This is a genomic window from Streptomyces longwoodensis, assembly GCF_001514125.1.
In the GTDB taxonomy this organism is placed as follows: domain Bacteria; phylum Actinomycetota; class Actinomycetes; order Streptomycetales; family Streptomycetaceae; genus Streptomyces; species Streptomyces longwoodensis.
In genome coordinates this window covers 940,927-958,859 of the sequence record NZ_KQ948549.1, presented here as the reverse complement: position 1 = coordinate 958,859, position 17,933 = coordinate 940,927, and the positions used below count along the sequence as shown (strand labels likewise).

At 72.1% G+C, this 17,933-nt stretch carries 15 protein-coding genes and 2 pseudogenes; 8 read left to right on the top strand and 9 right to left on the bottom strand.

The features are described from left to right. The first annotated feature begins 27 nt into the window (after positions 1-27). Positions 28-723 carry a TetR/AcrR family transcriptional regulator gene (locus AQJ30_RS04390; RefSeq protein WP_067228633.1) on the top strand — a complete coding sequence of 232 codons (696 nt, stop codon included), beginning with the start codon at positions 28-30 and terminating at the stop codon, positions 721-723. 132 nt (positions 724-855) lie between these two features. Continuing rightward, positions 856-1,998, top strand: a complete 1,143-nt coding sequence (locus tag AQJ30_RS04385) for an FAD-dependent oxidoreductase (protein ID WP_211278923.1) — start codon at positions 856-858, stop codon at positions 1,996-1,998. A 46-nt stretch (positions 1,999-2,044) separates the two neighbouring features. Here the strand turns inward: AQJ30_RS04385 and AQJ30_RS04380 are convergent, their stop codons facing one another. The 3 genes from AQJ30_RS04380 to AQJ30_RS04370 form a co-directional block, all read right to left on the bottom strand. Beyond that, positions 2,045-2,599: a DUF305 domain-containing protein gene (locus AQJ30_RS04380; RefSeq protein WP_079083794.1), complete on the bottom strand. Its 555-nt coding sequence runs from the start codon at positions 2,597-2,599 to the stop codon at positions 2,045-2,047. Then, on the bottom strand, positions 2,575-3,945 hold the full coding sequence (locus tag AQJ30_RS04375) for a DUF1996 domain-containing protein (protein WP_067228631.1): 1,371 nt from the start codon (positions 3,943-3,945) through the stop codon (positions 2,575-2,577). Before AQJ30_RS04375 ends, AQJ30_RS04380 begins: the two co-directional genes overlap by 25 nt. A 101-nt stretch (positions 3,946-4,046) precedes the next feature. Beyond that, positions 4,047-5,777 (bottom strand): discoidin domain-containing protein, encoded by a 1,731-nt coding sequence (locus AQJ30_RS04370; protein WP_067228630.1) that lies wholly within the window; start codon positions 5,775-5,777, stop codon positions 4,047-4,049. Positions 5,778-6,098: 321 nt separating this feature from the next. Here AQJ30_RS04370 and AQJ30_RS04365 point away from each other — a divergent pair, with 321 nt between their 5' ends. Continuing rightward, positions 6,099-7,091 carry a LacI family DNA-binding transcriptional regulator gene (locus tag AQJ30_RS04365; protein ID WP_067228628.1) on the top strand — a complete coding sequence of 331 codons (993 nt, stop codon included), beginning with the start codon at positions 6,099-6,101 and terminating at the stop codon, positions 7,089-7,091. Positions 7,092-7,188: 97 nt separating this feature from the next. Here AQJ30_RS04365 and AQJ30_RS04360 read toward each other — a convergent pair whose 3' ends face one another. Beyond that, positions 7,189-8,691, bottom strand: a complete 1,503-nt coding sequence (locus tag AQJ30_RS04360; RefSeq protein WP_079083793.1) for a DHA2 family efflux MFS transporter permease subunit — start codon at positions 8,689-8,691, stop codon at positions 7,189-7,191. 143 nt (positions 8,692-8,834) lie between these two features. Continuing rightward, positions 8,835-9,401 carry a TetR/AcrR family transcriptional regulator gene (locus AQJ30_RS04355; RefSeq protein ID WP_211278922.1) on the bottom strand — a complete coding sequence of 189 codons (567 nt, stop codon included), beginning with the start codon at positions 9,399-9,401 and terminating at the stop codon, positions 8,835-8,837. Between the two features lie 70 nt (positions 9,402-9,471). Between AQJ30_RS04355 and AQJ30_RS04350 the strand changes: the two genes are divergently transcribed. Then, positions 9,472-10,410, top strand: a complete 939-nt coding sequence (locus AQJ30_RS04350; protein ID WP_067228627.1) for an NAD-dependent protein deacetylase — start codon at positions 9,472-9,474, stop codon at positions 10,408-10,410. 139 nt (positions 10,411-10,549) lie between these two features. On the opposite strand, the gene AQJ30_RS04345 is transcribed toward AQJ30_RS04350, so the two are convergent. Together AQJ30_RS04345 and AQJ30_RS04340 are read right to left on the bottom strand one after the other, a co-directional pair. Further along, complete coding sequence (locus AQJ30_RS04345) at positions 10,550-10,933, bottom strand: hypothetical protein (RefSeq protein ID WP_067228625.1); 384 nt, start codon at positions 10,931-10,933, stop codon at positions 10,550-10,552. A 115-nt stretch (positions 10,934-11,048) separates the two neighbouring features. Then, entirely contained in the window at positions 11,049-12,623 is a 1,575-nt protein-coding gene (locus AQJ30_RS04340; protein WP_245726797.1) for a sodium/solute symporter, read from the bottom strand. 365 nt (positions 12,624-12,988) lie between these two features. Here AQJ30_RS04340 and AQJ30_RS04335 point away from each other — a divergent pair, with 365 nt between their 5' ends. Continuing rightward, entirely contained in the window at positions 12,989-13,525 is a 537-nt protein-coding gene (locus AQJ30_RS04335; protein ID WP_067228624.1) for a cysteine hydrolase family protein, read from the top strand. Between the two features lie 169 nt (positions 13,526-13,694). Here the strand turns inward: AQJ30_RS04335 and AQJ30_RS04330 are convergent, their stop codons facing one another. Beyond that, the gene (locus tag AQJ30_RS04330) at positions 13,695-14,126 is read right to left on the bottom strand and encodes a PLL family lectin (protein WP_067228622.1); all 432 of its coding nucleotides are present in this window, start codon (positions 14,124-14,126) and stop codon (positions 13,695-13,697) included. Between the two features lie 398 nt (positions 14,127-14,524). Then, a pseudogene (locus AQJ30_RS39115) lies at positions 14,525-14,722 on the bottom strand (IS5/IS1182 family transposase); the annotation flags it as partial. Between the two features lie 329 nt (positions 14,723-15,051). Here AQJ30_RS39115 and AQJ30_RS04320 point away from each other — a divergent pair. The 3 genes and pseudogenes from AQJ30_RS04320 to AQJ30_RS04315 all read left to right on the top strand — a co-directional run bounded on the left by AQJ30_RS04320 (position 15,052) and on the right by AQJ30_RS04315 (position 17,917). Beyond that, positions 15,052-16,827: a S8 family peptidase gene (locus AQJ30_RS04320; protein WP_067228620.1), complete on the top strand. Its 1,776-nt coding sequence runs from the start codon at positions 15,052-15,054 to the stop codon at positions 16,825-16,827. 14 nt (positions 16,828-16,841) lie between these two features. Next, positions 16,842-17,307, top strand: a pseudogene (locus AQJ30_RS40030) (transposase); the annotation flags it as partial. Between the two features lie 79 nt (positions 17,308-17,386). Then, positions 17,387-17,917, top strand: coding sequence for a hypothetical protein (locus tag AQJ30_RS04315; RefSeq protein ID WP_245726796.1), 531 nt, complete (start codon positions 17,387-17,389; stop codon positions 17,915-17,917). The last annotated feature ends 16 nt before the right edge of the window (positions 17,918-17,933 follow it).

Here is a 17,933-nt window from a genome sequence, read left to right as displayed (position 1 = left end):
GGCGAACGCGTTCGTTACGATCCGCGCATGGATGCGAAGCGAGACCCGATCAGCCGCCGCGAACGCCCCGCCAAACCTGCCCTGACCCGCGCGGGGATCGTCGGCACGGCCCTGCGCATCCTGCGCGCCGAGGGACTGGCGAAGGTGACCATGCGCCGCCTGGCGCAGGAGCTGGACACCGGTCCCGCCTCGCTCTACGTCTACGTGGCCAACACCGCGGAACTGCACGCCGCCGTGCTGGACGCGCTGCTCGGCGAGGTCGACCTGACCGGCGGTGACGCGGGGGCGGGCTGGCGGGAGCAGCTCCTAGCGGTGCTCAGGTCGTACACCGACGTCCTGTTCCGGCACCCGCAGCTGGCCCGCTCGGCGCTGGTGGCGCGGCCCAGCGGGGAGAACTACCTCGCCCTCGTGGAGCGCGTCCTCGCCCTCCTGTCCGGCGGCGGTGCCGCGCCCGACCAGGTCGCCTGGGGCCTCGACCTGCTGCTCCAGCACGCCACGGCCGTCGCCGCCGAACACGGCACGCAGGAGAGCACGCCCTCCGCGCAGGACGACTGGAACGCCCTGGCGGAGGCCGTGCACACGGCGGACGCCTCCACCCACCCGATGATCAAGGCCCACTCGCCGGACCTGCTCTCCGGCCCGGTCGAGGACCGGCTGACCTGGGGCTTCGACGTACTGATCAACGGCATCACCGGGACACCGCTCCCCCGCCGGGCCGACTGAGCGGGCGGGACCACCTGCGGCTTCATGACGCCGTACGGCACCCCCAGGGGCCTGACGAACTTGTTCGTCACGAACATGTTCGTTAGCCTGGTGGGTGTCCGCACGTCCCCCGTCCCGCCAGGAGGCACCCAGATGAGCACTCACCACCCCGTCGCGATCATCGGCGCCGGCCTCGGCGGTCTCACCGCCGCCCGCGTCCTGCACGTCCACGGCGTCGAGGCGGCCGTCTTCGAGGCGGAGGCGTCGGCCTCGGCCCGCACCCAGGGCGGCATGCTCGACATCCACGAGGACAGCGGGCAGCAAGCCCTGCGCGCCGCCGGGCTGTACGAGGAGTTCCGCCGGATCATCCACCCGGGCGGCCAGGCCCTGCGCCTGCTCGGCCCCGACGGCACCGTCCACGTCACCGAGGAGGACGACGCCACGGGCGGACGGCCCGAGGTGGACCGGGGCGAGCTGCGCGACCTGCTGCTCGGCTCCCTGCCCGACGGCACGGTCCGCTGGGGCCGCAAGGTCACCGGCGCCCGTCCCCTGGGCGACGGCCGCCACGAGGTGACCTTCGCCGACGGCTCCGCCCTCACCACCGACCTGCTCATCGGGGCGGACGGCGCCTGGTCACGGATCAGGCCCCTGGTGTCCGGCGCCCGGCCCGCGTACACCGGTGTCTCGTTCGTCGAGACCGACCTCCTCGACGCCGAGGCCCGGCACCCGCGCAGCGCGGCCCTGGTCGGCGGCGGGTTCTTCCTCTGCCTCGGTGAGCGACGGGGCTTCCTCGCCCACCGGGAGAGCGACGGCAGCCTGCACGTCTACACCGCCCTGCGCGTCGACGAGGGCTGGCTGGACACCGTCGACTTCGGGGAGACGGCCGCCGCGAAGGCCGCGGTCCTCGCACACTTCGACGGGTGGGACGAGGGTCTGCGCGGCCTGGTCGCCGACGCCGACGGCGCGCTCGTCCCGCGGCGCATCCACGCCCTGCCGGTCGGGCACCGCTGGGACCGCGTCCCCGGAGTGACCCTGCTCGGTGACGCGGCCCACCTGATGTCCCCGTTCGCCGGTGAGGGCGCCAACCTGGCGATGCTGGACGGCGCCGAACTCGCCGAGGCCGTCGCCGCCCGCCCCGACGACCCGGAGGCGGCCCTCGCCGCGTACGAGGAGGCACTCTTCCCCCGCAGCGAGGCGTCCGCCGCCGAGTCCGCGGCCAGTCTGGAGACGATGTTCGGCGAGAAGGGGCTGGAGCGGATGACCGAGTTCTTCACGTCCGTACGGGACGGTGCGTGACGGCGCCTCCGCTCCGCCCGGCGGCGACGGCCGTACGCCGTCGCCCTCACGCGACCTCGTCGAGGCGGGTGATCCGCTCGGCCACACTCCTCTCGATCGTGGCGGCGAGGTCCTTCGCCCGCACGGCGCTGCCCGCCGTGCGCTCGCTCGCACACAGCATGCGGACCTGCACGAGATGGGCCCGCAGGCTCCCGGTGAGGAGGCGGTCGAAGCCTTCCCCGGTCACGGTCCTCGCCCTGCGCACCGTGTCGAGGCCGACCATGCCGGGCATGGTGTGGCCCTCGTGCGGGCGGGTGTCCGGGACGCCCGAGAGCCGCAACAGCTCGCGCAGGTCGACGAGTTCGTCCCCGAGCCTCTTCCGCGTCTCCTTCGCCCAGGCGGCCAGTGCCGGGTGCCCGGCGCGTGCGGGCGCCAAGTCGGTGAGCAGCGCGGCCCGTTCGTCCATGGGGATCATCAGCTGGATCCACGCGGTGTCGGTGTCGTTGAAGGCGGCGGGCGCGGGCCGGTCGGCCGCCGGCTGCGGGGTGCAGCCGGCGGCCGCCAGGCCGAGGAGCAGGGCGGCCGCCGTCCGCCGGGTCAGAACGTTCCGGCGGAGTTGCACTTGGCGCTCTGCACGATGCAGTCCTTCACGCGCTGCCCGAGGGCCGCGGTGTCCCAGGCGTTGAAGAAGTCGCCGTGGATGGACGAGGCCATGCCCGACGCCAGGGAGAACCCGTCGGCGCTCCCGCTGGTCGGGTAGCTGATGACGAACGAGACCGAGGGGATGGCCACCGGGTAGGCGCCGCTGCACTTGCCGTCGTAGGTGAAGGCGACGTGCGACTTGTGGTCGGGGCTGTCGAGGTGCTTGCCGTCCCAGCAGTCCGGGAAGACCAGTTGGTACACCAGCTTGGCGGTCGGCGCGCACAGCGGCCAGTTGCCGTCGGCGCTGCGGCCGGTCTCACCGCCCGGTCCGGCGCACCAGAACTGGTTGGGCGAGCCGGCCGGAGTGGCCACCTGCAGCTTGGCGTTGCCCGCGATCATGCGGAAGCCCTGCGGGAAGGGCACGGTCGCGGTGGGGTCGGGCAGCCGCGACCCGTAGTAGACGATCATCCCGTCGGGCTCGACCGCCTTGCCGCGCTCGTAGAGCGTGGGGATCCAGTACGCGGAGAGGTCCTTGGCGGGCGTGCAGCTCGTGGCCGTGGTGCCCAGCAGGCTCTGGGTCGTGGTGAACGCGTCGGTGCTCTTGTTGCCGAAGAAGCTGTGCATGTGGGACGCGCCCGGCAGTCCGGGGAAGACGATCGGGTCGTCCGGCTTGGAGTGGCTGTAGGTGCAGGTGGCGTTGAACTCGGGGACGCGCACCGCGTTGGCGGGCACCGGCGCCGGGGTCATCGCCCGGAACTGGTTCAGCTGCGCCTGCCACTTGGTCTGGTCGACGTCGACCCAGCCCGGTGCGGGCTCGTCGCCGCCGCTGACGAACGAGAACCAGTTGATGTTGACGAAGTCACCGGGCGCGGTGCTGCGCAGCACCGCGAACACGGTCTGGGGACCGGTCGGGTGGGTGGTGACGTCGGCGCTGCGGGTCGCCCAGGTCTGCCAGCCCCCGGTGGGACTGACCTGGATCACGGCGAGCAGCGGGCCGGTCTGGGAACCGGTGCGCAGTTCGACGGAACCGGTGCCCGTGGCGGAGGCCAGGCGCGCCGACACCGTCAGGCGGCCGGCGGGGCCGAGGTCGACCTGGTCGAAGCGCATCCAGTCGCCGTCGGCGAGGTAGGCCGCGTTCTGCCCGCCGCCCTGGTCGGCGGTCGTCTCCAGGGTGACGCCGGACTGCGCCGCGTAGGACTCGGCCTGGACGGTGACCGTGGCGGCCCGTGCGGCCGGGGCGCCGAGGGTGATGCCGAGGGCGGCGGCCAGGGCGATCGCGAGCGCACCGACCAGGACGGGATAGAGGTGTAAGGGGTATCTGCGCATGTCACTTCCTGATCTGAGGGGTGGGGCGTGGTGCGGCTGCGGTCCGGCCCGGAACGGAGGTGTCCGGGCCGGACCTGACAAGGGGGCCGGTGCCGGCCGCGCTACTGGTAGACGCGCACGTAGTCGACGAGCATCCGGGACGGGAACGGCGTCGACGCGTCGGTCGGGCCGGGCCAGTCGCCGCCGACCGCCAGGTTGAGGATCATGTAGTGCGGGTGGTCGAAGATCCACGGACCGCGCGTGCGCTCCACCTGGTCCTTGTCCAGGGTGAACACGGTGCGCCCGTCGAGGCTGAACACGATGCCCTTGCTGTTCCAGTCGGCGGCCCAGGTGTGGAAGTCGTCCGAGAAGTCGGCGCCCGAGGGCAGCCGGTACGGCGAGCCGATCCCGTTGCCGCCGTTGTAGGCGGGGGCGTGCACGGTCGAGTAGGCCGTCTTCACGTCCTTGCCGAGGACCTCCATGATGTCGACCTCGCCGTTGTACGGCCACGGACGGCCGGTGAGGAAGTCGGCGCCCATCATCCAGAACGCGGGCCACAGCCCGTTGCCCTTGGGCACCTTGATGCGGGCCTCGACGCGCCCGTAGGTGAACTGGAAGGTGGCGCCGGTGTTCATGCGGGCCGAGGTGTACTGGCAGGTGGTGCTGCCGGTCAGCGGGTCGGGCGGGCAGGCGCGGCCGGGGCTGGCCTCCTTGCGGGCCTCCATGACGAGGTGGCCGCCGCCGTCGAGCGCGGCGTTCCGGTGGTCGGTGTAGTACTGCAGCTCGCCGTTCTGGCCGGTGCCGGGGTCGGCCCGCCACTTGGCCGGGTCCGGTGTGCTCCCGGCGGCTCCGTCGAAGTCGTCGCTCCAGACCAGCCGCGGCGGCTGCGCCGGGTCCGGGGGCAGCGGCGGCGCGGGGATCGGGGCGCCTCCGGTGCCGTACACCTGGAATTCCCACAGGGAGTAGCCGTAGGGGGTGGCCCGTTCGGTGCCGTACATCCGGACGTAGCGTCCCGTGCCGGAGACCGCCAGGGTCTGTTTGAAGCCGGTGCCGGACGTGGTCGAGTAGATCGGCGTCCAGTCGGTGCCGTTGGGCGAGACCTGGATCTGGAAGGACTTGGCGTAGGCCGGGTCCCACTGCAGGACCACCGTGGAGATCTGCGCGGTCGCGCCGAGGTCGACGGAGATCCAGCCGGGGTCGGTCCAGCCGGTGGTGGAGCTGGTCGCCCAGCGGGAGGCGGGGTCGCGGTCGAAGGCCCGGGCGGGCGTGCACTCCCAGCAGTTCTGGTCGCTCTGCGAGGAGGAGGCCGCGCCCGTCCTCCCGTACGACAGCAGCGCGTCCCCGCCACCGCCGCCCGGGTCGCCGCCGGTGCCGGCGGTGCCGTACACCTGGAACTCCCAGAGGGAGAAGCCGTATCCGGTGCCGCGCTGGGTGCCGTACATGCGGACGTAGCGGCCGGTGCCCGTCAGGGTCAGGTTCTGCGTGCCACCGGTGCCGCCCGTCGTCTCGTGGACGGTCGACCAGGTCTGGGCGTCGTCCGACACCTCGATGCGGAAGGCCTTGCCGTAGGCCGCCTCCCACTGGAGGGTCACGCGGCTGATGCGGGCCGGGGCCCCGAGGTCGACCCTGATCCACTGGGGGTCGGAGAAGGCGCTGGACCAGCGCGTCGCCGGGTTGCCGTCGACGGCCCCGGGCGCGCCGAACGGTTCCTCGGTGCTGGACGCGACGACGGGCCGGCCCTGCGACAGCAGGGTCTCGGCGGCGTGCGCGCGGGGCGCGGGCAGGCCGACGAGGGTGAGCAGGACGGCCGCGACGACGGCGGGTAAGCCGATGCGGCGGAGCAGGGGATGCACGGGCGACTCCTCAGTGGGGGAAGGGTGAGGGAGCGCTCCCTGAGGGGTGAGGATGGGCCGGTCCCGAGGGACTGTCAAGGCTTTGAGCAACAGGCCCGTAACACCCCTGACGCACACGGCCGGTTCCGGGGAACGGTTCCTGAGATCCACTTCGGCGGTGGGCACGACACCTGTCGACAGGCGCCCGCATGGGCCCAGTTGGCGGAGAGTTCGCCTACCAGGGGGCGAGCAAGGGCCCGTTGACATGCGGATCGGGCCGAGGTCATCCTGAGCGGAAACGCTCCCTGGACTCGAGGACCGGGCACCGGTGATCGGAAGGCGATGAAACGACCCACGCTCGCGGTGGTCGCCGCGCGGGCCGGCGTGTCCAAGTCGAGCGTCTCCCGGGTCATCAACGGGGAGACCACCGTCGCGCCGGAGATCCGGGACGTCGTCATGCAGGCCGTGCGGGAACTCGGGTACGTGCCGAACGCCGCCGCCCGCAACCTGGTCACCCGCCGCACCGACGCCGTCGCCGTGGTCGTCTCCGACCCGCCCAAGGGCGTGGTCTCCGACGACCCGCTGTTCTCCACCGTGGTGCGCACCGTCAGCCGGGAGTTGGAGGCCGTCGGCAGACGCGTGGTGCTGATCCTCGCCGAGTCCGACGAGAGCCGGGCCCGGGTGGAGCGGTACGTGGCGGGGGGTCACGTGGACGGCGTGATGCTCGTGGCGCTGCACGGCGCCGATCCCCTGCCTGCCGCGCTCGCCCGCATGGGTCTGCCCGTCGCGTCCTTCAACCGCACCGCCGCGACGGACGTCCCGTACGTGGCGCTGGACAACGCGGGCGGCGCGGCGCTGGCAGTACGGCACCTGCTGGACCGGGGCAGGCGCCGGATCGCCACCATCACCGGACCGCTGGACCTGTACGAGTCCCGTGAACGGCTGGAGGGGTACCGGGCGGTCCTGCGGGACACCGGGCGCCGTTCCATCGTCGCGCTGGGCGACTTCACCCGGGTGTCGGGCGCGGAGGCCATGCGGCAGCTCCTCGAGGACGACCCGGACCTCGACGCGGTGTTCGCGGCAAACGACCTCATGGCCATCGGGGCGTTGCGGACCCTGCACCAGGCGGGGCGCCGGGTCCCGGACGACGTGGCCGTGGTCGGGTTCGACGACATCGAGGCCGCCGCCTACACCACGCCCGCGCTCACCTCGGTGCGCAGTTCCATGGCCGACCAGGCCACCGCGACGGTGCGCCTGCTGCTGGCGCTCATCGAGGGCGGCCCGCGGAAGCCGGTGATCATGCCGAACGAGCTCGTGGTCCGCGAGTCGAGCTGAACGGGCGGCCGGGGAGGCCGCGTTGCCCTCGCGGGCGCGGCCCGGCGCCGTGCTGCGGTGAGCACGGCGCCGGGCCGGGACGTGACGTCCGCCCGCCTCAGCGCGTGGCGGTCGGCTCCAGGGCCGTCGGGCGCCCGGCGGACGCCCCGTGCACGCCGGCCTCCGCCTCGTCGGAGGACGCGGCGGGCTGCGTCGGCTCCCCTGCCGTGATGCCCTGTCGGGCGGGTATCACCAGTGCGGCGAAGGCGCCGAGGACGACGAGGAGCGCTCCGGCGACCACGGCGGGGCGCAGGCCGTCCACGAAGCTCTGGGCGCTCTCGTAGCCGCCCTGCGCGGAGAAGATCGACGACATGATCGCGATGCCGAGCGCGCCGCCTACCTCGCGGAGGGCGTTGTTGGCGCCGGAGGCGATGCCCTGTTCGTGCGGGAGCACGCTGGACATCACGAGGTTGGCGGCCGGCGCGAAGTACAGCGCCATGCCGATGCCACTGAGGACGAGGCCGGGCAGCTGGGAGGCGTAGGAGGCGTCGGCGGTGGCCACGGCGGCGAGCCAGGCGAGTCCCGCGGCCTGGATGAACAGGCCCGCGGCGACGACCGGGCGGCCGCCGATCCGGTCGGAGAGGATGCCGGCGATCGGGGCGACGAGCATCGGCATGCCGGTCCACGGCAGCATCCTCAGGCCCGCCTCGGTCGGCGAATAGCCGAGCACGCCCTGCATGTACTGGCTGAGCAGGAAGATCGAACCGAACATGCCGACGAACATCAGCAGGCTCGCCGCGTTGATGCCGGAGAAGGCGCGGGAGCGGAACAGCCTCATCGGCAGCATCGGCGCGGCGGCACGGGAGCTGTAGAGCACGAACCCGGCGACCAGCACGGCGCCCGCGAACAGCGAGGTGAGCACGAGGGAGTTGGTCCAGCCGTCGGCCGGTCCGCGGACCAGGCCGTAGACGATGCCGAAGAGTCCGCCGCTGGCGAGCAGGGTGCCGGGGACGTCGAGCCGTGCCCCGGCGCCGCGCGACTCGGCGAGCCGCAGCCGGGCGAGCGGCAGCAGGGCGAGGCCGATGGGCACGTTGATCCAGAAGATCCAGTGGTACGAGACGTGTTCGGTGAGGCTGCCGCCGATCAGCGGGCCCGCGGCGACGGCGAGTCCGTTGACCGCGCCCCAGATCCCGAACATCATGCCGCGCTTGGCAGCGGGCACGGCCGCGGTCAGCAGGGTCAGGGTGAGCGGCATCAGCACGGCGGCCCCGGCGCCCTGCACCGCGCGGGCGGCGATCAGCGCGCCGATGCTCGGCGCCATGGCGGCGGCCGCGGACGCGCCGGTGAAGACGGTGAGCCCGACGAGGAAGAGGCGGCGGCGTCCGAAGCGGTCGCCGAGGGCCGCGCCGAACATCAGCAGTACGGCGAAGGTCAGCGTGTAGGCGCTGACGGTCCACTCCAGGTCGTCCAGGGCGCCCCCCAGGTCCTCGCGGATCGAGGGCAGGGCGGTGGTGACGACGAGGTTGTCCAGGGCCGCCATGAAGCCGGCGACGCTGGTGATGACGAGGGCCCACCACATGGACCGTGCGGACGGGGCGCTGTCCGGTTCGTTGTTCGACATCTCTCCCCCAGGGGGTGGTCGGCGGCTGATGCGGCAGCCGAGCGGGTGACTGGTCGATTCAGTTAGTTATTGATGACTAACTTCAAAGGGCAAAGAAAAGCCATGTCCGGAGGGAACGATGTCGCGGCGCGAGCCGGCGGGCGTCACTCCCCCGGTCGGACCTTGCCGGCGTCCGCCGGGAAGCATCCCGCCCAGACCCGGTGGTCGGGTGGAAAGCCCATGGCCACCAGGCAGTTGATCAGCATGCCCGAGGCCATGAAGGCCGCCGTGTCGTCGTCCCCGCCGAGCGGCGCGCGGACGGTGTCCCACAGCCGCATCCAGTCACGGCGTACGGACTGGCCGAACTCGTGGTCGCCCTCCTGCTCGGCGGCCGCGACGGCGACGTACATCTGCATCTGCATCATCAGCGCCTCCGGCCGCTCCGCGATGAGGCGCTTGTACGCGTCGGCCATGGCCTGCAGGGCCTCCGCCCCGCTCAGCCCCTCGGACGCCTCCGCGAAGATGCGCGTGGTGTCGTGCAGACACCGCTCGACCACGGCGAGGAAGATGCCCTTCTTACCGGGGAAGAGCCGGAAGAGGTACGGCTGCGAGACGCCGACGCGCTTGGCGATCGCCTCCGTGGACGTGCCGTGGTAGCCACCCCGGGCGAACTCGGCGGTGGCCGCACGGATGACGCTCTCGCGCCGCTCCTCCGCACTCATCCTGGCCATGCGACGAAGTTAGTACTCAATTACTAACTTCGTCAACCCAGGGAGTCGGCGGGTTCCGTACCCTGGTGGCATGCGCATGCGCCCCACCCTGGCCTGGACCCCGCCCGAGGACCTGCCGCCGGGCACCACGGACTGGGAACCGGTCGCCGACGCGCTGGGTGCCGGGGGCGTGCTGGTGCTCAGCGGGGCGGGCCTCTCCACGGAGTCCGGCATCCCCGACTACCGGGGCGAGGGCGGCAGTCTGAGCCGGCACACCCCGATGACCTACCAGGAGTTCACGGCGAGCGCCCCGGCCCGGCGCCGCTACTGGGCCCGCAGCCACCTCGGCTGGCGCACCTTCGGCCGGGCCCGCCCCAACGCCGGGCACCGGGCCGTGGCCGCGTTCGGGCGGCACGGGCTGCTGTCGGGGGTGATCACCCAGAACGTCGACGGCCTGCACCAGGCCGCCGGCAGTGAGGACGTCGTGGAGCTCCACGGCAGCCTGGACCGCGTCGTCTGCCTGTCCTGCGGCGCCTTCAGCCCCCGCCGCGAACTCGCCCGGCGCCTGGAGGAGGCCAACGCGGGCTTCGCACCGGTCGCCGCGGGCATCAACCCGGACGGCGACGCCGACCTCACCGACGAGCAGGTCGGCGACTTCCGCGTGGTGCCGTGCGCGGTGTGCGGCGGCGTCCTCAAGCCGGACGTGGTCTTCTTCGGCGAGTCGGTCCCGCCGGGCCGCGTCGAGCACTGCCGCGCCCTGGTCCGGCGATCGACCGCGCTCCTCGTCCTCGGCTCCTCCCTGACGGTGATGTCCGGCCTCCGCTTCGTCCGCCAGGCGGCCCAGGAGGCCAAGCCGGTGTGGATCGTCAACCTGTCACCGACTCGGGGGGACGCGCATGCGGTCGCACGGGTGGGGCTGCCGCTGGGGGCGACGTTGACGGCGGTGGCGGAGCGGGTGGGGGTGGAGGTGGCGGTTTCGGGGGCTTCTGCCGGTGCGGGAGGTCGGGGCGGGGTGGACGCGGGCTCGTAGGGCCCGACCGGCGTACGTCCTGCAGTCCTGCCGTCCCGCCGTCCTGCCGTCCCGCCGTCCTGCCGTCCCGCCGTCCTGCCGTCCTGCCGTCCCGCCTTCCGGCCTTCCGGCCGCGCGTGCCGACGCCGTCACCAGCGCGTCACCAGAGGTGCAGGAAACTCCGCGTGTCGTCGAGCCCGTCGAGCGCCCGTCCGTCGACGTCCTGCGGGTCCGCCTCGGCCCGTGCGGCCAGCGAGTGAACCAACGCGAGCGCCGCGTCGCCCAGCCGGCCGAAGCGACGCGCGGTGTGTCCCAGGCACAGGGCGGCGAGGCCGAGCAGGGGGCTGCCCGAGTGGGCGCGCGTCCCGACCATGACGCAGCAGCGCTCGACGAACTCGCGATCGTCGTCGTGGAGCGCACTCCCGACCAGGGCGTTCGCCGCCTCCATCTCATGTGCCGGGTCCCCGAGCGCCCGCTCCAGGACATCGAGGACGATGTCGTGCGGTTGGGCGGGCGGGTTGGAGAAGCTCCGGTGGGAGTGCATGCCGACAGGCTACGCAGCCGTTCCGGGACGCCGACGGCGTGCGCCGGCCGTCCCACCGGCCGCACCGAGCCGCCGGGTTCCGTGCCGTCGACCGTCGTCGACCGCCGTGCGACGCTCAGCGCACCGACGCCTCCTCGGGCGTCCGGGTGACCCCGCGGTGCGTTCCCCGGGTCCGGCCCACGAGGCCCAGCAGGAAACCCACCGGGATCGTCAGGAGGCCCGGGGTCTGGAGGGGGAACCAGTGGAAGTCGCGGTCCGGGAACAGGGCGATCGGTGTGCCCGAGACCGCCGGTGAGGCCGCCATCAGCACGATGATGAGCGGGAGCGTCCCGCGCATCGTCCAGCGGGCGCCGGTCGCGCTGAAGCCGGGCAGGAACAGCGCGTACAGCAGGATCGGCGCGAGGATGGACGCGGCGACCGCGAGGGACGTCGAGATCAATGTCAGCCGGCCCCGGTCCTCGAGCAGCACCGCCAGCAGGACCGCGGTCGCACCGACGAGGAGGACTCCCCCGCGGGCCCGGCGGATCTCCGCGGCCCGCGACCGCACCGTGGACGCGTCGCCGGACGGCCGCGCGCAGTCACGGACCAGGCTCGACGCGGCCGCCAGCGTGATGCCGGCGACGGCGGCGAGGGTCGTGGCGAACACGGCGCAGGCGACCAACGCGAACAGCATGCTGTGCCGCGGCCCCCCGGTCTCCGGGTCGAGGGCGCTCGTCACCATCAGCAGTGCCGTCGACCCGGAGGGGTCGGCCGCCCGCACCGCGTCCCGGCCGACCAGCGCCCCGGCCCCCAGACCGGCCACCACCACGGCGAGGCACACCAGCGCGATCGGGCCCACCGCCCACCCCGCCGCCTTACGAGCCGTGCGCGCGTCCCGCAGCGGGTGGAGCCGCATGGTCAGGTGGGGCAGACAGGCCGCGCCCAGCAGCAGGGTGACGCAGAAGCTGAGCAGGTCGAGCGCCCCCACGGCGGAGTGCCCGAAGTGCAGTCCGGGCAGGGCGTAGTCACCCCCCGCCTCCGAGCGGTCCCGCGCCGCGCCGAAGAGCGCCGTGGGCGACCAGCCGTACCGCGCGAGGACGAGGCCCGCGACGAGCAGCAGCGCGGCCAGGACCACCCCGACCTTGAGGATCTGCACGTACCCGGTCCCGCGCATCCCACCCAGCGCGGCGAAGCAGACCATCAGCAGCCCGCTGGCGACGGTGCAGCCGGTACGCGCGCCCTCCGGCAGTCCCAGCATCGCCACCATGATGTGTCCGGCCGTCGACAGCTGGACCAGCAGCAGCGGTGCCAGCACGGCGAGGGTGGCGACGGCCAGCGCACGCCCCGCGCGCGAGTCGCCGAGCCGGCGGGCGACGAAGTCCCCGAGCGTGAACACGCCCGCGCCGCGCAGGCGTTCCCCGACGACGCGCATCACCAGGTACAGCGAGGCGACCGTGGCACAGGCGAACAGGATGCCGTCCATGCCGTCGAGCGCGACCGCGCCCGTGGTGCTCAGCAGCGTCGCCGCCGACACGTAGTCGCCGCAGATGGCGAGGCCCGCGGCGACCGGGCCGAAAGCCGCGCTGCCGCCCGCGTAGAAGTGCTCCGGGTCGTCCAGGTCGGCCGCGGCCAGCCCGCACAGCAGCAGGGAGACGGTGACGAAGGCGAGGAAGACCATCAGGGCCAGCGACTGGCCGTTGCCGGAGGTCACGGCCGCCTCCTCGTGCCGCCCGCCGCCGGGCGCCGGCCCGCCGTGGCGCCGGTCGGGGGCGCGTCCGCCGGCGCCGTGGGGTGCGGGGCCGGGGGGTGCGCGGGGACGACCGGGCGTACCGGTACGGAAGTGGCTGGAGACATGCCGATCATGGCACCAGCGGCCCGCCGTGCCGTCCAGCGGGCCGCACGGGCGGGATGCGGGTGCACAACGGGGCCGTACGGGGGTTTGTGCGGGCGCACAACCGGGCGTGGGGGCGGCCCGACCGCTCGCGCCGGGTCCGGCAGGCCCGCGCGACACGCCCCCCGACGATCGGGGCACGTCTCGGGGTGCGGTCGGGCCCGTACGGGGAAACCCTTGTTCGCATGAGCAAGAGCGCACTGATCGTCATCGACATGATCAACACCTACGACCACAAGGACGCCGAGCTGCTCCTCCCGTCGGCCCGGCGCGTGGTGCCGGTGGTGGCCGACCTGCTGCAACGGGCCCGGTCCCGGGACATCCCGGTGATCTACGTCAATGACAACTTCGGCGAGTGGCGCTCCCACCACGGCGAACTGCTGGAGAAGGCGCTGTCGGGACCGCACGCCGACCTCGTCGAGCCGCTGCGGCCCGACGACGCGTCGCTCTTCGTCGTCAAGGCCCGCCACTCGATCTTCTTCGAGACCCCGCTGACCTACCTGCTCCAGCAGCAGGGCTTCGAGCGGCTGGTGCTGTGCGGGCAGGTGACCGAGCAGTGCGTGCTGTACTCGTGCCTGGACGCCCACATCCGCCACTTCGACGTGACGATCCCCCGCGACGCCACCGCCCACATCCACCAGGACCTCGCGGACGCGGCGCTGCGGATGATGGAACGGAACATGGGGGCGCAGGTGTGCGACAGCGACGAGCTGTGGCGGTGACGGGGGCGACAGAGCTGTAAACCGAATACGGCGGTTGGTAACGGAGTGCTCTGGTGGCAGCCTGCCCCGTATCCGTGTCATGGATGCGAGGCAGGAGTGACCGCGCCCCGAACGCCTTCACCCGTGGCCTGACCCGGCCTGAGCCACGGCGCGGGCCGACGGACGATGCTCAGCAGCATTTGGGGAAGTCCCAGGTGAACCAGCCGGCCCCGAGGTAGGGGCGCGTCTTGCTCACGAGGGCACCGTTGCTGTTGGTGAGGTAGATGGTGGTGCGGAAGTCGCCCAGGGACTGTTCGTCTTGCAGACCGATACTGCTCGCGGCCTTGGCGGTGCCGAGGGGATCGGGCTTGCCCATGGACGTCCAACTCGACCACTGGCCGTTGGTGGTCCAGCGCATCCAGACCGCGTAATCGGTTCCGACCACGAACTGTTCCTTCTCGCCGTTCGGCAACGAGTGCTTCTTGATGCCGTAGTCACAGATGTACCTGCCGGCACCACCCGTGTCGCAGATGTCGGTCGCCTGGGCCGGTGTGACGGCCACAGCCAATCCCGCCATCGTGACAACGGCGACCACGGCGGTCTTCCATCGCTTCAAGCTCATTCTGTTCTCTCCCCGTATCGTGCTCGATCCAGGCCAACAGGCCAGGCGTTTTACTGTTCACTTGCGAAGCGCGGCGCAGTGATTTTCTGCTCACCGCTTCTGGCCCACTGCGGGGTCGGGGCGCTGTGTGTCGGCTGTCGAGCTGTCCGTCGGCGCGGGACGGTGCCCCTGAGCCAGCCACAGTCGATCACGGCGAGGAGGGGCGGTACCAGGCAGTTCCACCGGCAGAAATATGGTCGAGTTCGTTCTGCCGGCCCTGAGATCTGACGCGCCTGCAGGTAACTCTGCCGGGGGACGCGCACGCCGAGCGTGCCCCTGGTTGAGCCGACAGCGGTTCCTGAAGGGTGTTGCACAAGGCCGTGTTCGGGCAGGCCAGGGCCCATGGGGCATTCCTCCGGTCATGACACGAGCGCGAGGTTGTGCATGAGGGCGACGGCTTGAACTGCGTGGTGGAGGCCGTCGCTGCGCTGTCGGCAGTCGCCGAGACTCTTGTAGTTCTTCATCCGGCCGATCACGTGCTCCGCCCGGGCACGCACCTTGCGGTGCGCGGCATTGCCGGCTTCCTCACCCCGTAGGAGGGGCCGGTGCGGGCGTTGATCCACAACCGGTCCGCCGCATCGGACTGCTGGGAGACGGGCTTGAGTGCCAACAGCGGACCGAGCCGCTGAATCAGTGCGTCGGGGCGCGGTCGGCGGTGCCGGACATTTCAGGGATTTCGGACCCCGGATCACCGACGATGCATCTCTTTTCGGCCACCTTCCTATGACGTCCTGCACGGAAAAGTACTTCCGCAGAGGGTCATGCACCTGACATCTTGCTGCCACTATTCGTTTCGTACGGCCCCGCTCGTGCTCTCAGCACGGCGGGGCCTTTTCCGGAGGACGCATTGACACCCCCCATATCCGGTCGCGCCAGACGCACGCTGGTGCTGACGGCCACACTCGGCGCCGCCCTCACGTTCGGCGCCCCGGGCGCCCTCGCGGGCACACTCCCCGTTACCCCCTCCCCCGCGCCGGCCGCCAAGGCCCCCGCTGCGGCCGCCTCTCCGGCCTCCCGGAGTGCTGCGAGTACGAGTGCGGCCTGGGTGGCCGGTACGCGCGCCTACCTCGTGATCACCGCCCCCGGTGACAGCTCCGCGGTCCGCTCCGCGATCGCGGCCAACGGCGGCACCGTCTTCTCCGCCTACGACGCCATCGGCGTGATCGTCGCCCACTCGGCGTCCAGCACGTTCGCCGCAACCCTGCGCGGTGTCCCCGGCGTGCAGCAGGTCGGCGCCACGCGCACCTCGGACGTCCCAGCCGACGCCTACAACCCGGCGCTCCCGGCCGATCCGGCGCAGGCTTCGACCCCGGCCGGGGAACCCGTACGGGCCGACATGAGCCAGATCAAGGCCGACCAGGCCTGGGCCGTGAACCCGGGCTCCCCCTCCGTCAAGGTCGGCATCCTGGACACCGGTGTGGACGACCGGCACCAGGACCTGGCGCCCAACTTCGACGCAGCCGACTCGGTCTCCTGCGCCTACGGCAAGCCCGACACCCGTGCCGGCGCCTGGCGCGACGTCGACACGCACGGCACCCACGTGGCGGGCACCGTCGCCGCGGCCAAGAACGGCAAAGGCGTCGTCGGCGTGGCCCCCGGGGTGAAGATCGCCGCGGTCCGGGTCGCCGAGCCGGGCAACTCCTTCTTCTTCGCCGAGAACACCATCTGCGGCTTCGTCTGGGCAGGTGACCACGGCTTCAAGGTCACCAACAACAGCTATTACACGGACCCCTGGCAGTTCAACTGCCCCGACAACATCGACCAGGCCGCCATCATCGAGGGCGTCAAACGCGCCCAGGAGTACGCCGAGAGCAAGGGCTCCCTCCAGATCGCCGCGGCGGGCAACGAGAACTACGACCTCGCCCACAAGACGACCGACTCCGCGAGCCCGAACGACTCCACGCCGGTCACCCGCACCATCACCAACGCCTGCCTCGACATCCCGACCGAACTGCCGGGTGTAGTCACGGTCGCAGCCAACGGCACGGGCGTCACCAAGGCCTCGTTCTCCAACTACGGGCAGGGCGTCATCGACGTCGCGGCGCCTGGCAGCAACGTGTACTCCACCGTCCCCGGCGGCGGCTACGGCAGCAAGAGCGGCACCTCAATGGCCACCCCGCACGTGGTCGGCGTGGCGGCACTCATCGCCAGCGCCGAGCCGGGCATCACCCCGGCGCAGATCCGCGCCAGGCTGGCCGCCCAGGCCAACGACATCGCCTGCCCCTCGGACAGCCGCTGCACCGGCACGACGGCGAACAACTCGTTCTTCGGCGAAGGACAGGTCGACGCCCTCAAGGCCGTCGGGACCACCCCGCCGCCCGGCGCGTACTTCGAGAACCTCACGGACTTCGCCGTCAACGACAACGCGACCGTGGAGAGCCCGATCACTGTCACCGGCGTGAGCGGCAACGCCCCGGCCACCCTCAAAGTGGGTGTGGACATCAAGCACACCTACATCGGTGACCTGAAGGTCGACCTGGTGGCGCCGGACGGCACCGTCTACACGCTGCACAACCGCTCCGGCGGCAGCGCCGACAACATCGCCCAGACCTATACCGTGAACGCCTCCTCGGAGGTCGCGAACGGCACCTGGAAGCTCCGCGTCAACGACAACGCCGCCTCCGATACGGGCAAGATCGACGCCTGGAACCTCACCTTCTGACGCCCTGGCCTTTCGACGCGCCATGCGTCCGTGCTCATCAGCACGCCGCCGGGGCCCGTAAGAAGGGGCCCCGGCCGGCGAGCCGGACGACCATGCCCTCGGCCGGTCCCGCGGTGGACGGACCACGAAGATCGACCTTGCCGCGGACGGCGGTTGCGGACCACTGGCGTTCGTCATCACGCCGGGCCAGGCAGGTGACGCACCCGCCTCCGAGCAGGTCATGTCCCAAGTGCGGGTGGCCAGACGGATCGGCCGCCCCAGGGTCACGCCGGACGTGGTCCTGGCCGACAGGGGGCGTATTCGTCCTAGGCGATCCGCCTCCATCTGCGCCAGCGAGGGAGCCGGGCGGTGATCCCGCCGAGACCTACAAGCAGCGCAACCCCGTCGAGCGGTGCATCAACAAGCTTGAACAATGGCGCGGCCACCATCTACCTGGCCGGGCTGCACCTCGCCGCCATCTTCACCTGGTCGGCGAGGTGATCCGGAGGAAACGGCCTAGCATGCGGCTTAGGGCGAGGCGCGGCAGAGCGCCACGCGCAGGCGGGGAGCGGGGGCTCTGGTGCGATCGACGGTGGTACGGGCGAGGGGCCTCCGGCGCCTGGCCGCCGTCGCCACGGTGGGCGCGACGCTGACGGCACTCTCTGGCTGCACGGTGCCCGTGGACGCCGTTGCCGGCCTCTCGGTGACCGCCGACGGCCACCTGCTCGGGGTCGTGCTGGTGTGCGGGCACCACATCGACGGGGCGACCGTCTACGTCGCCGGCTCCGATCCTGACCGCGAGGCGACGGTGGGCGAGTGGACCGCCTCCCACCCCCTGACCGAGGGAGTCACCACCTGGCCACTGGACACCCCGTCCGCCGGCTGGACGACGACGACCCCGCTCCGCCCACTGGCCGCCCGGACGACGTACGTCCTCTACGGCTGGACCAAGGACAACTCCTGGTCCTCCACGAGCGTCGAGTTCACCCTGCGCGACCGAGCCGCGCTCCGCCCGGGGACGGTGCTCTACGACCGGGTGACGGAGGACGGCGAGAGCACGGTCACGGTTCCCATGACGGAGTTCAAGTCGACGGCCTGCACCGGCGATTGACGCCCGCCGTCGCCGG